This window comes from Pseudomonas monteilii NBRC 103158 = DSM 14164 (assembly GCF_000730605.1).
Taxonomy (GTDB): domain Bacteria; phylum Pseudomonadota; class Gammaproteobacteria; order Pseudomonadales; family Pseudomonadaceae; genus Aquipseudomonas; species Aquipseudomonas monteilii.
In genome coordinates this window covers 1-13,581 of record NZ_BBIS01000053.1, presented here as the reverse complement: position 1 = coordinate 13,581, position 13,581 = coordinate 1, and the positions used below count along the sequence as shown (strand labels likewise).

Genomic DNA, 13,581 nt, shown 5'->3' with positions numbered 1-13,581 from the left:
GTTGTAGGTGGGATGGGCATAGGGCCGGGTCAGAACGGGTACGCTCTGGGCACGTGTTGCAGGGTGATCCAGTGGTCGGTGGTGAATTCGTCGATGGCCCAGTCGCCATTGAAGCGCCCCAAACCTGAGTTCTTCTCGCCGCCGAATGGCGCGTTGGGTTCGTCATTGACCGGGATGTCGTTGACGTGGGTCATGCCGGCGTGGAGGCGTTGGGCGAACCGCACGCCACGCTCCAGGCTGGAGGTGAAGACGGCGCTGGAGAGCCCGTATTCGCTGTTGTTCGCAAGCGTTAGGGCATGCTCGGCATCACGTGCAGCCTGAATGCCGACCAGGGGGCCAAAGATTTCTTCACGGGCGATGTCCATGTCGGCGGTAACGTTGCCGAAGACGTGAGGCGGCAGCACGTTGCCATGAGCCTCGCCACCCACCAACAAGGTGGCGCCTTCGGCGTGGGCAGTGACGATCTTCTGTTGCAGGCCCGCCAGTTGCTTGCTGTTGATCACCGGCCCGATGACCGTGCTGGCGTTGCTCGGGTCGCCGTAGGGCAGGGCCTTGACCCGTTCGACAAAGCGCTGGGTGAAGGCCTCCAGCAACGGTTGCTCGACGATGATGCGGTTGATCGCCATGCAGATTTGCCCCTGGTGCAGGAACTTGCCCACCACGGCAGCATTGACGGCCTGCTCGACGTCGGCATCAGCCAGGACCACGAACGGGCTGTTGCCGCCCAGCTCCAGCGCCACGTGCTTGAGGTGCTCGCCGCCGCTGGCGATGCGGCCGATGTTGCGCCCGACTTGGGTCGAGCCGGTGAAGGAAATGAACGCGGGCACCGGATGCTCGACGAAAGCGTCTCCGATCTGCGCGCCGGCCCCCACCACCACGCTGAGCACACCCGGCGGCAATCCGGCCTCCTCGAAGATTCGCGCAAGCAGCAGGCCGCCGGTGACCGGGGTATCGCTGGCCGGCTTGACCACCACGGCGTTGCCTAACGCCAGGGCAGGTGCCAGGGAGCGTGCGGTCAGGTGCAGGGGGAAGTTCCAGGGGCTGATCACGCCAATCACGCCCAGGGGAACCCGGTAGACGCGGCTTTCCTTGCCGGGCACATTGGACGCCATGATGCGCCCGTGCACGCGGCTTGGTAGGCTGGCCGACTCGAGGGTGATGGCGCGTGCGGCGCCCCATTCGATTTGCGCCTTGATCCGCGTGCTGCCTGACTCGCTGATGATCCAGTCGATAATTTCTTCACGGCGGTCGTCGAAGATCTTCACGGCATTGAGCAAGACCTGGCTGCGCTCGGCGGGGCCTTTGGCCGCCCACTCGAGCTGGCATTCGCGGGCCCTGCGGTAGGCGGCATCGAGGTCTTCGCGGTTGGCCAGGGTGATCTGCAGCAATCGCTTCTGCGTGAAGGGGTCGAACACCTCCAGCGATTGATCGGCGCTGCCGGCTCGCCATTCACCGGCAAGGGGCTGCAAGTGCAGGTTTTGATAGGCAGGGGAGTGGGAAAGCGTCATAGGGAGGTCACCTCTATTTTTTTATCGAGTGCACCTGCGCTGCATAACAACAACCGTGCCAATGCTTCGAAAAGATATATTCCTCAATGAATTCAATGGGCTGATGCATACAGCTGGCGCTGACAAGCGGTCGTTACTGGATGATTTTCGACGACGCCTGCAGAAATTCATGCAGAAAAATCGACGCAGTCAGCCTGTAGAAAGACAGAAGGTGTGCGGCTATCGGACAGATCGAGTGCCTACGCGCTTGCGCCGACCGCTCGCGCATTGACCCGGCTCGAGGGCTCGGCATACTCACAAGCTACTCACTTGTTCGTTGCTGATTGCTCATGACGCCTACCAAACCCACCCAGCCCGGTCGTCCTGCCGACGAAGAGTTCTTCAAGCAGATGCTTGGCAAGCAAAAGCGCCTGATCGTCGACCGCGCCAGCCAGTTTGGCGCCAGTGGCCTGCCATCGGCAGAACAGTTGGCGGAGACGGTGGCTTTTTCCCCGCAGGAAGGCAGCGTCTGGATGTGCGGCCAGCGCATGATGCTGCTGCAAGGCGCCGCGTTCGGCGCCATGCGCCGCGAACTGATCGAGGCGCTCGGGTTCGATAAGGCGCGCGGCCTGTTGACGCGCATCGGCTGGCAGGCCGGTGCGCGGGACGCGGCCCAGGTCAGCGCGCAATGGCCAGAGGGTGATGACGCCAGCCTCTACAGTGCAGGGCCGCGCCTGCATATGCTCGAAGGGATGGTCAATGTCGAAGTGGTGCGCTTTGAAATCGATTCAGGTGTCGGCCACTTCTACTCCGAGTTCCTTTGGCACAACTCGCTCGAAGACGATGAGCACATCGCGGCCTATGGCTTGGGCGGAGAACCGGCCTGCTGGATGGAGATCGGCTATGCCAGTGGCTATGCCTCGTCACTGCTCGGTCGCCTGGTCGTGTTCCGTGAGCAGGAGTGCCGCTCGATGGGGCACCCGGCTTGCCGGATTGTAGGCAAGCCGGCCGATCAGTGGGACGACATCGACGTCGATCTGGCCTACCTGATGCCGGACGACTTCCTTAGCCGCAGTACTTATGCTTCAGGTACCGCCACGGAGGTAGCCGAGCTGGAGGCGCCTATCGACGGCAAGCCAATGGTGGGCATCTCGGCGGCTTTCGTGCTCGCCACGCAGATGCTGCAGCGCGTGGCCTCGACCCAGGCAACCGTGCTGCTGACCGGGGAATCGGGCGTTGGCAAGGAGCTGTTCGCCCGCTCGTTGTACCAAGCCAGCTCACGCCAGCAGCGGCCGTTGGTGGCGCTCAACTGCGCGACCTTGCCGGAGAACCTGGTGGAAGCAGAGCTGTTCGGTGTCGAACGGGGTGCCTACACCGGTGCCGACCGCTCGCGTGCCGGACGTTTCGAGCGGGCCAATGGCGGCACGTTGTTTCTCGATGAAATCGCGACCTTGAGCCTGAGTGCCCAGAGCAAGATTCTGCGCGCCCTGCAGGAAGGTGAAATCGAGCGGGTAGGCGGCACGGCGCCGATCCGGGTCGATGTGCGGGTCATTGCCGCCACCAACCTGGACCTGCGCCGCGAAGTCGAGGCCGGGCGTTTTCGTGAGGATTTGTTCTATCGCTTGAATGTGTTCCCCATCCACCTGCCACCGTTACGCGAGCGCCGTGAAGATATCCCGCTGCTGATGAGCTATTTCCTGCGTCATTTCAGCCAGCGCCATGGGCGTCGGCTTGCGGGCTTTAGCACCCGGCTGGTCAACGCGCTGCTCACGTATCGGTTCCCAGGGAACATCCGTGAACTTCAGAACCTGATCGAGCGGGGCGTGATCAGTGCCGGGGAGGGCGAAGTCATCGACCTGGTGCACTTGGCCGAGATCGGCGCGCCCATGATGGCCACGGCGATTGGCCTGACACCTGAGGGGCGCTTGTCCGCGGGCGAGCGCCGTGACGAGCCGGCCAGGCAGGTAATCGAGCCCACAGCGCACATTCGGGAGCCGGTATTGGAGGGGCTGCTGGCGTTCGTCGCCGGGAGCCAGAAGGTGCTCAGTACACCGTTGGCAGATATCGAGCTGCAACTGGTGCATCTGGCCATGGAGCGCTCGGGCGGCAACATCACCCTGGCGGCACAGATGCTGGGCATGAGCCGCGCGCAAGTCAGTTATCGGCTCAAGGGCAGCTAGCGGCGGATCAAGGCGGATTTTCTGCGCTGCGCAGTTAGTCGTTACGCGCAGGCGATAACGGCTTATAAGCGGACTGCGGATACTGGACCTCTACAACAATAAAAATGTTTAGAGGCATCCATGAACGGTCAACACGCAACTGTGCCGCGCGCAGCGTACGCTGCTGGAAAACACCTAAGGGCAGTGGGTCTGATTGGGGTGATGATGCCCCTGGCCGCGCAAGCCGACTTTGTCGCAGACAGCCAGTTGAACCTGGGTCTGCGCAACTTCTACGTAGACCGTGATTTCAAGGGCGAAAAGCCGAGAACCTCTCGCGATGGCAGCTGGAGCCAGGGCCTGGACCTGCGTTTCACATCCGGTTATACCCAGGGCCCGCTCGCGTTCGGTGTCGATGCCGCCGCGCAATACGCCTATCGCCTGGACGGCGGCTCAGGTCGTGGCCCTGACAGTGTCTTGCCCTACAGCCAGAGCTCACGGGAGCAAGCCCGGGAATATGGCCGGGCGGCACTGACTGGCAAGGTGCGCTATTCCAAGACCGAGCTGAGGGTCGGCGAGCATCGGCCGACCTTGCCGGTGGCCTTCCAGGACGATTCCCGGCAACTGGTGACGACCTTCGATGGTTTCACGGTCAAGTCCAACGAGATCGACAAGCTCACGCTGACCGGTGGGCGATTCACCGGGATCAGCACCCGTGAATCCTCCAACCGTGAAAAGCTGTACCTGTTCACCCGCCCCAACGGCCCCCGTCGTACCAGCGATGGCCTGAACTTCGCCGGCGCCACCTACGCCTTCAGCCCCAACCTTGCTGCCAGCTACTTTTATGCACAGCTGGAGGATATCTACCAGCAGCATTATCTGGGCCTGACGCTGAATACCGAGCTGGGCGCAGGCTGCGGCCTGAAGACCGACCTGCGTTACTTCAACCACAACGAAGACGGTGATGCGCTGTACGGCAAGATCGATAACCGCTCCTATGGCGCCATGACCACCTTGAGAAAAGCCGGCCACGCCTTTGGTATGGGCTATCAACGCATGCTCGGCGAGAGTGCGTTCCCGACGTTGAACGGCTTCGTGCCGCAACCGTATCTGGTCAATTGGTCGGCCGTGGCCTTCATCAGGCCCAACGAAAGCTCATGGCAGGCGCGTTACGACTATGACTTCGTGGCCATGGGCATACCCGGCCTCAACCTGACCACCCGTTACTTGCGCGGCACGGGCATCGATCGCGGTGGGGACCTCAGCCAAACCGCCGAAAACGAGCGCGATCTGTTTCTGAGTTATGTGGTGCAGAGCGGTCCGCTCAAGGGCGTGGCCGTGGAGTGGCGCAACATCCACGCGCAGTTCAAGCATGGCAATGACTACGATGAGAACCGTTTGATCACGACCTACACCTGGAAATTCTGGTAGGCCTTGGCCGAGCTGGCCGCTGCGCCTGCAGCGGCCTTCCCATCAATCTGACCTGGCCAGCGTTTGCGAGGGCGGCTCGCCAAACGCTTGCTTGTAGGCGGCGGTAAAGTGGCTGGGTTGTGCAAACCCCCACTTGAAGGCCAGCGCCGACAACTGTACTTCACCCGGTTGGTGCTCCAGCAACACCTTGCGCATCGCCAGTAGCCGGCAATGCTGGATGTAGCGTTGCGGGCTGGTCCCCAAACCGTTGCGAAACGCCTGTTCCAGGCTGCGTCTGCTGGTGCCGCTAACAGTCACCAGTTGGGTGATGCAAAGCGGCTGTTCGAGATTGGCGTGGATGAAATCGACCACCCGTTTCACGGTGCCCGGCAACAGGCGCCGTGGTGGTTCGCTGTACAGGCTGGGCAGCAGGTGCAGCAGGTTTTCGCAAAACAGGTGCTGCACGTGGGACTGGCCGAAGGGCGTTGCCAGCAAGCCAGCGGTGTTGCCGCTTTCGCTGTCGACCATGCGCAGCAGGTTGCCCAGGCTGCGCATGGCCGGGTGATTACCCTGGAACAACAACGCCTGCGTCGGGCTCTGGGCATGGTGAACCTGATGGTGACGTTCCAGGTGATTGAGCAGCAAGGCCGCATCCAAGGCAATGACGATGGCCTTTGTCCCTTCATGCCAGGTGACGTCCACTTCCTGCCCGGGGCTGAACACCAATAGCTCACCCGCGTTCGCCTGCAAGCCCTGGGGGTGGCTGCTGATCGCGCCGTGCAAAGGCAGGATGCCATGCCAACAGCTCAACGGGCTTGAGCTCACGCGAACCTCGCGCCCCCACCACGCGCCGAACAGCTTCATTTGCGGCAAGGTCTGCAAGGTGAAGTCGATATCCAGCGTGCCTCGCCCGCCGAGGCGTATCCGCCGTTCCTCCAGGTGGTTGTTGAGCAGGGCTTCGGCGTCTTCGACATTGCGCGAGCGCAGCAAGGGCTCGGCTGCAAAGGGAATGGCCGAGCGGGCGTCGCCAGCAGTGGGCAGGCCGCTGTAAAGGGGCGTATTCATCACCGTAACCTTTATTGTTGTCTGTCTGGTTTGATCCAGTGCTATTCAGTCTTGGCCGCGGCTTCGCTGGTCATCGATTCGCGCCCATGGTGCGCGTACGCTGCTGTTGCTGCTGTACATAAGCCAGCAGGCGACGCGCCTCGGGGTGCTGCGGTTGTAGCATCAACAGGCGCTGCAAGAACGCGAATGAAGAGGCCCAGTTGCCTGACCGCGCATCCAGATAGGCACCTGCATACAAAAGATCCCTATCTTGCGCTGCGTGAGCAAGCCCGGCCACTACCACGCGTCGCGCCTGTTCAGGTTGGCCGAGCTGGCTGCGCAGCAAGCCGAGGTTGTAATACAGGCGCAGGTTCAGCGGCTGGCCGGGCAGGGCTTTCTCCAGCCACTCGATAGCCTGCTCGGGCTGCTGGCGCTCGGCCTGGAGCAGCCCCATGGCATAGGCCAGCTCGCTGAAGCCGGCGCGCTGCTCGCCGCGTTGCAAGCCGGCCTGTAGTGTTTCAAGGGCCTGGTCGGATTGCCCGCGAGTCAGCAGCAACCTGGCAAGTGCCACGCGCGCGGGCGTGAAGTCCGGATCTTGGCGCAGGACTTGGTGATATTGATCCAGTGCCTGTGCCTCATTGCCTTGACGTGCCAGCAGGCTGGCCAGGTTGAATCGCGTGCCCGGCAAGTCGGCGTTGGCGCTGAGCCGCGCAAGGTGGTCCTGGAGCAGGTGGCCGAGCCGGTCACGTTGGGCGGTCGGCAGTTGCGCCTGCAGGTCGGCCAAGGCGCGAGCCGCCTGATCGCGTACCGCCAGTGCCGGGTCATCAAGCAGGGCAGGCAAGTGTTGCAGGCGTTGCGCATCGTCGGCATTGGCCATGGCGCGCACCACGCTGCTGCGAACCAGTGGATCTTGATCGGTAAGCCCGAGGGCAAGCGAATCCAGCGCAGGCCCCTCGACGCCGCTCAGGACGTCGGCGGCAGAAGCCCGGACGATCGCCGGGCGTGTCGCGTCGGTGACCAACTTTGCGGCCAGGGCAATTGCTTGCGGATCGTGCGCTCGGGCGCCTTGCATCACCGGGCCATAATGCTCGGCACGCAGCGGGCCGAAGCGCTGGCTGATCTCGTTCGCGGCCCATTGTGCCGAGCGCTCTTTGTGGCATTGCGTGCAGGCGTTGGGCGCGCCGGTGATCGGCGTCAGGTCGGGCCTTGGCAGGCGGAAACTATGGTCGCGGCGTGCGTCGATCACCATGTAGTTCTGTTCGGGCGCATGGCAGTTGGTGCATTGCGCGCCGGGGCTACCAGGCTCATGAAAGTGGTGGCTGGGGCTGTCGTAGTCCTTCTTCTTCAGCGTGGGGAACCGCGGGTTGCCCTGCGGGTTGTGGCAGCTGGCGCACAACTGATTGCCCTGGGCGGGCAGCTCGCCGGTGTGCGGGTTGTGGCAGTCGCTGCAGGTCACGCCGGCGGCGTACATCTTGCTCTGCACGAAGGAGCCATACTCGAACACCTCAGCCTGTTGCTGGCCATCGGCATGATAGGCGCCAGGGGTCAACAAGGTAGGGTAGGCGCTATCCACCAGAGGTTTACCCGGCTGGCTGCCAACACCAAGGGTTTCCTGTTGTGCGTGACAGCGGGCGCACTGGTCGACTTCGTAACCCTTGGCTCGCGCCCCGAAGTCCACCTGTAAACCGCGTGCGCCGGCATTGTTGGCGAGCTGGCGCTGCGCCGTCGGCAACTTGGCCCATGCCAGATGCTGAGCGCCCGGCCCATGGCAACTCTGACAACCCACCGACAGCTCGCTCCAGGTACTGGCGAAGCTGTCCTGCCTGGCGTCGTAGCCTTTTTTCAGGTTGCCCGAGTGGCACTGGGCACACATGCCGTTCCAGTTCTGCGAGCGGCCGGTCCAGTGCAGGGCGTCGTCCGGGGTGAAGCGCTGGCCGGGGTAGAGCGAAAACCAGCGCTGCCCACCGTCGGCCTTGGCGCGGTTGTCCCAGGCAACGGTCAACGATTGCAAGCGACCACCAGGGCGTTCGATCAGGTATTGCTGCAGGGGATAAACCCCGAAGGTGTAGGCCACGGCGAAGTCCTGGCGTCGGCCCTGTTCGTTTTCGGCATTGACGTAAAACGTGCCATTGCGCGTGCTGAAACTCACCTCTACGCCGGCGGCGTCCGTGAAGGCCTGATCGGCGAAGTCGCCCCGCACATTGTCCGCGGTCGGCTTGCGCATCGACCAGCTGTGATGTGACTGGGACCACTGTTGCGCCTGTGAAGCATGGCAGGCCTGGCATTGGCCTGGGTCGACGTAGCCGTCGTCCAGCTTGCGCTGTGGCGGCTGAGACGGGGCGGCAAGCAGGCCGCCGGCCCATGCGCACAGCCATAGCAGGGCCATCCCCCGGGTGACATTCGCTGCGTGCCGACGAGCTTGCTTCATGTGCCCCACCTCTTGCCTGCCAGTGGGTGCGCGCCCCCGGTAAATAAAGGGGGATGATGAACGTCGAGCGGGCACTGCCCTAGCCCTCGGGGCAAATAATCACGCGGATGCATAAGCGCTTGCGCTGCAGCGTTATCGGCGAGCGGCGGGCCATCCGCATACTTGCAAGCACGCCAATAATAATAACCGAGGACACGCTTCATGAGCCCGTTTAAGACACGCCTGCTTGCTCTGATGGTTGCCATATGCAGCCACACGGCCATGGCCGCAGATGAGCGCCCGAACTTTCTGATCATCGTCGCCGATGACCTGGGCTACAGCGACCTGGGCAGTTTTGGTGGCGAAATCAGCACCCCGAACATTGACTCACTTGCGCGCGATGGTGTGCGCCTGAGCAACTTCCACACGGCGCCCACGTGCTCGCCGACCCGCGCAATGATGTTCTCTGGCGCCGACAGCCATGTGGCGGGCCTGGGCAACATGGGCGAGCTGCTGCAACCGTTCCAGAAAGGCCAGCCTGGCTACGAAGGGTATTTGAACGAGCGCATGGTCACGGTAGGGCAGGTGCTTCAGGATGCAGGTTACAACACCTACACCACCGGCAAATGGCACTTGGGTCGCACCGAAGAGACCAGCCCCAAGGCGCGCGGCTTCGACCGCTCGTTCATTCTGGTGCAAGGCGGTGCCAGCCACTTCGACGACCAGCACGCCATCATTGCCCAAGACCCCAAGGCGATCTACCGCGAAGACGGCAAGCAGGTGGAAGTGCCCAAGAGCTTCTATTCCAGCGAGTTCTACACCGATCGGCTAATCGACTACATCGAAGCCGACAAAGCCAGCAACAAGCCGTTCATGGCCGTACTGTCCTACACCGCGCCACATTGGCCGCTGCATGCGCCAGACGCTTGGCTGGACAAGTACAAGCACCGTTATGACGCCGGCTACGACGCGATCCGCCAGGCCCGCCTGGAGCGCCAGAAGCAGCTGGGTATTGTCGCGGCCAATGCAACGCCCAACACACCCATGGCCAAGGGCCTGCCGAACTGGGGCCAGTTGAGCGATGAGCAGCGCCAGCGCGAGGCGCGCAACATGGAGATCTATGCGGCGATGGTGTCCAACATGGACTACCACATTGGCCGACTGCTCACGTACCTGGAGAAAAACGGCAAGCTGGACAACACCTTCATCGTGTTCATCTCCGACAATGGCGCCGATGGCAATAGCCCGATCGACCTGCCTGGCAACAAGGAGTGGCTGGCCAAGGACTTCGACAACAGCCTGAAAAACCTCGGGCACAAAGGCTCGTATGCCGACTATGGCGCACAATGGGCCCAGGTCAGCTCCACGCCGTATCCGCTGTTCAAGGGGTTCACCAACGAGGGCGGCATTCGGGCGCCAGCCATCATCAGCGCGAAAATGCTGAAGAAGGCCCACCTGCAAGGCACGCTCAACAACGACATGGTCCATGTGATGGACCTGATGCCAACCTTGCTGGACCTGGCGGGGGTGCCGGCGCTGGGCAAGACATTCCAAGGTCGCCCGGTGCAAACCATCAGCGGCAAGAGCATGCGCCCATTGCTTGAAGGTCGGGCCATGGCCCAGCGTCAGATCGGCTGGGAACTGTTCGGCCGCAAGGCGCTGCGCAAGGGCGATTGGAAAATCATCTTGGTCAATCCACCTTACGGCACTGCCCAATGGCAGCTGTACGACCTCAAGAGCGACCCGACCGAAAGCCGCGACCTGGCCCAGGCCGAGCCGGGCAAGCTGAAGGAAATGCTCGTGGCGTGGGACCAGTACACGAAGGAAAACAACGTGCTCGATGGCAAGTTCGACCTCAAGTACGGGTTCCAGACTTGCCTCTACGAATACTGTTTCAAGTAGCCGTTGAGCACGATCATGCTGCCTGCTTGACTGGAGCAGGCGGCGGTCTTTGAGGACCCTGCAACCAGTCTCAGTAGCGGGCCACGCCTTGCTCGACTGCCAGAGTGGGTGCGGTGTAACCGGCAGCGCGCAAGCGCTCCAGGTCGGCGCAGGTGTAACACTGGTACTTGCCACGCAAATGCTCAGGAAATTCGCTGTACTCCAGAATACCTTCCAGCAAGGCCATCTCAAGTGACAACGAGGGTTGGCCTTGCTGCCCGCGCAGCCGATTGATCACAGCCAGAGCCACATCATTGAATGGTTGGGCGCGGCCACTGCCAACAGAACTGCCGGCGCACCTGTTGATCGAACAGGAACTTCGAATAGCCATAGACGTTCAGCGGGCGCTCACATTCGCGCTGTTCACGAAAGTCCTCGCCGGCTCCGTAGACGCGTGACGAAATGCAGGTGCGCTGCCCCGAACTGCTAATTACCAACTATTCAATGCTCGAATACATGCTAATGCGTCCCATCGAGCGGGACATCTTCGAACAGACCAAGGACTGGTTGAAAAGTGATGTTCGCAACGAGTTCATTCTGGTGCTCGATGAAGCACACAGATCGTGTCCCAGGAAGTGGTGTAACTCATCATGGCTCTGGCCATTGAGCTCGCCGTTTATTTGATCACGGCCGCCAGCTTGGCCTGTGGATTATCGCTGACGGCCTCAAAGGCCTCCAACTGCATGTACCGCCGTTGCAGGCACCACTCGTCGTTCTGCTCTAGCAGCATCGCCACTACCAGCCGTGTGATGGCTGGGTCGTTGGGGAAGATGCCCACGACGTCGGTGCGACGCTTGATCTCGGCGTTGAATCGCTCCAGAGTATTGGTGCTGTGCAGCTGCTGTCGGTGCGCCTTGGGAAACGCCATGTGTGCCAGTACTTCATCCTCGCAGCCGTCCATGAGCATTGCGATCTTGGGGTACTTCTCGCGCAGTCGGTCAGCAACCAGGTGCCACTGCTGGTGGCATTCGGCACGGCTGTCTTGGGCGAAAACTGTGCGCAAAAGCGCCGCCACCATGGTGCGTTGTCCTTTGCCGACATGGGCCATGGCGTTGCGCATGAAGTGCACGCGGCAGCGCTGCCAGGTTGCGTTGAAGACCTTGGAAACAGCTGCCTTGAGGCCTTCGTGGGCGTCAGAGATGACCAGCTTTACGCCGCGCAGGCCTCGTCGCATGAGGCTTCGCAGGAAGTCCGTCCAGAACGGCTCGGCTTCTGATGGGCCAACCCGCATGCCCAGGACTTCACGGCCACCATCGGTGTTCACGGCCACAGCGATTATTACGGCGCCCGAGACGATGCGCCCGGCCTCCCGCACTTAGACGTAGGTGGCATCTATCCAGAGATAGGGCCAGTCGCCTTCAAGCGGTCGGTCAAGGAAGGCGTGAACGCGCTCATCGATCTCACCAGCCAGCCGTGACACTTGGCTTTTGGAGATGCCGGTCATGCCCATGGCCTTGACAAGCTCGTCCAACGAACGCGTTGATATGCCTTGGATGTAGGCTTCCTGGATCACCGCCGCCATGGCCTTCTCGGCGGTACGTCGAGGCTCAAGAAAACCAGGAAAGTAGTTGCCTTGGCGCAGCTTGGGGATCTTAAGGTCAACGTCACCCGCACGGTTCTGCCAGAGGCGATCACGGTAGCCGTTGCGGCTGTTTGTCCGGTCAGGGCTTTTGACATCGAAGCCGGCGCCGCACAGGCCTTCGACATCGAACTCCATCATGCGCTGGGCAACGAACTGGATCATTTGCTTGAGCAGATCAGCATCTGCCCCTTTCTCAACCAACTCGGTCAATGCGATAGTGGGCTTGGTCATCGTGGTTTCTCTGGTGAGTGTTTGGTCTTCGCAAACTCAACGTTAGCCAAGAACCACGATGACCATCCTTTTTCGCCCGCAGGGCGCCTTCGGCTGGTTCAGTTACACCACTTCCCGGGACACGATCAGACCTCGAAAAACACTCGGCTGGAAAACACCTGCCGAAACACTGAATGAGTATCTGAAGTCTGTACAACAATCCAGTGTTGCGACGACCGGTTGAATCCGCCCAATATTGCTCGGCGCTATACCAGTCACTGCACCAGCGCCACGGTGTTCAGTGCTCCATGACAGATGGGTATGACTGCTACCAGAACGCGCTGGCTGAACGAATCAACGGAATCCTCAAGATGGAGCTGCTGTTGAGCAGTCCTGAAGATCTGGAACAAGCTAGGCAGATGGTTGCCGAAGCAGTGCAGATCTACAACACAGAACGGCCTCATATGGCCCTGAAAAACAAAACGCCCGATGCGGTGCATCAGGCGTTTTGAGGCCTGTCGGCCTACCTGAACAGGTGTAAACCTATTTCAGGACTAGACACGAGCAGCACCTTGCCTTTGTCAGGTTGCTTCGCAACCTGACAGTGCATAGCGAGCCCATTGCTCCATAAGCTGTTTTCGTTTTTCTAGCAGATCGCCTCGTCGATACGCTGCTTCAGTCGCGTTACTGATTTTATGCGCCAAGGCCATTTCAGGGACGATGTTGGCGAAGTTAGTTGTCTCGGCGGCCCAGTCTCTGAAGCTTGATCGGAAACCATGCATGGTGATGACTTCACCAGTTTCGTTGCGCCAGCCGGGCCCGTCGTTGGCTAAGGACTTCTCATCCATACCGCGTATTTTTTGTAGCATTGCCATGTTCGATAGCGGTCTACCAATGCTCCGGCCCGGGAAAAGCAGTCCGCTTTTGCTTTCCGCCTTTAGGCACCTGAGCGTATGAAGGGCGGCTTTAGATAACGGTACTCGATGCGGGCGCCCGGCTTTCATTCGGGCAGCCGGAATAGTCCAAATTTCTTCGTCCAGATCAATTTCTTCCCAGTACCCACCTATCACTTCGCTTGTGCGCAGAGCGCACAGCACGGTTAGCTTCACCGCAGTTGAACTGAGGTCCCTGGAATGCTCAAGTTCTGCCATGAAGGCTGGCAATTGCTCCCAGGGTAGAGCGGGATGATTACCACGGTCTGCCAGCCTTCTTCTAGGCAGAAGCTTGTCCAGATGACCTCGCCAGCGAGCGGAGTTTTCACCCGAGCGCAGTCGGCGTGCTTTGGCAGCATCGAGAACGAGCTCCAGCCGGTTTCTGACCCTGGCCGCTGTCTCAGGCTTAGGG

Annotated in this window: 8 protein-coding genes and 3 pseudogenes; 5 read left to right on the top strand and 6 right to left on the bottom strand. The window is 61.2% G+C overall.

The genetic code is table 11. The features are described 5' to 3' along the window. Window positions 1-29 precede the first annotated feature (29 nt). On the bottom strand, window positions 30-1,508 hold the full coding sequence (gene pchA / locus PM2_RS24555; protein ID WP_028699690.1) for a 4-hydroxybenzaldehyde dehydrogenase: 1,479 nt from the start codon (window positions 1,506-1,508) through the stop codon (window positions 30-32). Window positions 1,509-1,837: 329 nt separating this feature from the next. Here pchA and PM2_RS24550 point away from each other — a divergent pair, with 329 nt between their 5' ends. Both PM2_RS24550 and PM2_RS24545 read left to right on the top strand, forming a co-directional pair. Further along, window positions 1,838-3,667, top strand: a complete 1,830-nt coding sequence (locus PM2_RS24550; RefSeq protein ID WP_028699689.1) for a sigma-54-dependent Fis family transcriptional regulator — start codon at window positions 1,838-1,840, stop codon at window positions 3,665-3,667. A gap of 201 nt (window positions 3,668-3,868) precedes the next feature. Further along, window positions 3,869-5,074 carry an OprD family porin gene (locus PM2_RS24545; RefSeq protein WP_224372348.1) on the top strand — a complete coding sequence of 402 codons (1,206 nt, stop codon included), beginning with the start codon at window positions 3,869-3,871 and terminating at the stop codon, window positions 5,072-5,074. A 42-nt stretch (window positions 5,075-5,116) separates the two neighbouring features. On the opposite strand, the gene PM2_RS24540 is transcribed toward PM2_RS24545, so the two are convergent. Next, window positions 5,117-6,118 (bottom strand): AraC family transcriptional regulator, encoded by a 1,002-nt coding sequence (locus tag PM2_RS24540; protein ID WP_028699687.1) that lies wholly within the window; start codon window positions 6,116-6,118, stop codon window positions 5,117-5,119. 70 nt (window positions 6,119-6,188) lie between these two features. Beyond that, entirely contained in the window at window positions 6,189-8,525 is a 2,337-nt protein-coding gene (locus tag PM2_RS24535; RefSeq protein ID WP_080694017.1) for a tetratricopeptide repeat protein, read from the bottom strand. A 201-nt stretch (window positions 8,526-8,726) separates the two neighbouring features. Between PM2_RS24535 and PM2_RS24530 the strand changes: the two genes are divergently transcribed. Beyond that, entirely contained in the window at window positions 8,727-10,406 is a 1,680-nt protein-coding gene (locus PM2_RS24530; protein ID WP_028699686.1) for an arylsulfatase, read from the top strand. A 70-nt stretch (window positions 10,407-10,476) separates the two neighbouring features. Here PM2_RS24530 and PM2_RS30320 read toward each other — a convergent pair. Beyond that, window positions 10,477-10,846, bottom strand: a pseudogene (locus PM2_RS30320) (ADP-glyceromanno-heptose 6-epimerase); the annotation flags it as partial. A gap of 215 nt (window positions 10,847-11,061) precedes the next feature. Beyond that, window positions 11,062-12,258 (bottom strand): annotated as a pseudogene (locus tag PM2_RS24520) (IS256 family transposase). 58 nt (window positions 12,259-12,316) lie between these two features. Between PM2_RS24520 and PM2_RS30845 the strand changes: the two are divergent. Then, window positions 12,317-12,481: a hypothetical protein gene (locus PM2_RS30845; RefSeq protein WP_154670341.1), complete on the top strand. Its 165-nt coding sequence runs from the start codon at window positions 12,317-12,319 to the stop codon at window positions 12,479-12,481. A 7-nt stretch (window positions 12,482-12,488) separates the two neighbouring features. Then, window positions 12,489-12,749: pseudogene (locus PM2_RS24515) on the top strand (transposase); the annotation flags it as partial. A gap of 69 nt (window positions 12,750-12,818) precedes the next feature. Here the strand turns inward: PM2_RS24515 and PM2_RS24510 are convergent. Next, window positions 12,819-13,581: tyrosine-type recombinase/integrase (locus PM2_RS24510; RefSeq protein ID WP_042132564.1), on the bottom strand; the 763-nt coding region annotated here is incomplete at its 5' end.

Bases quoted from the DNA above. Each gene is read 5' to 3' on its own strand.
- PM2_RS24530 (WP_028699686.1), top strand. From the start codon at position 8,727: ATGAGCCCGTTTAAGACACGCCTGCTTGCTCTGATGGTTGCCATATGC.
- PM2_RS24550 (WP_028699689.1), top strand. From the start codon at position 1,838: ATGACGCCTACCAAACCCACCCAGCCCGGTCGTCCTGCCGACGAAGAG.
- PM2_RS24545 (WP_224372348.1), top strand. From the start codon at position 3,869: ATGATGCCCCTGGCCGCGCAAGCCGACTTTGTCGCAGACAGCCAGTTG.
- PM2_RS24540 (WP_028699687.1), bottom strand. From the start codon at position 6,118: ATGAATACGCCCCTTTACAGCGGCCTGCCCACTGCTGGCGACGCCCGC.
- pchA (WP_028699690.1), bottom strand. From the start codon at position 1,508: ATGACGCTTTCCCACTCCCCTGCCTATCAAAACCTGCACTTGCAGCCC.
- PM2_RS30845 (WP_154670341.1), top strand. From the start codon at position 12,317: ATGACCATCCTTTTTCGCCCGCAGGGCGCCTTCGGCTGGTTCAGTTAC.
- PM2_RS24535 (WP_080694017.1), bottom strand. From the start codon at position 8,525: ATGAAGCAAGCTCGTCGGCACGCAGCGAATGTCACCCGGGGGATGGCC.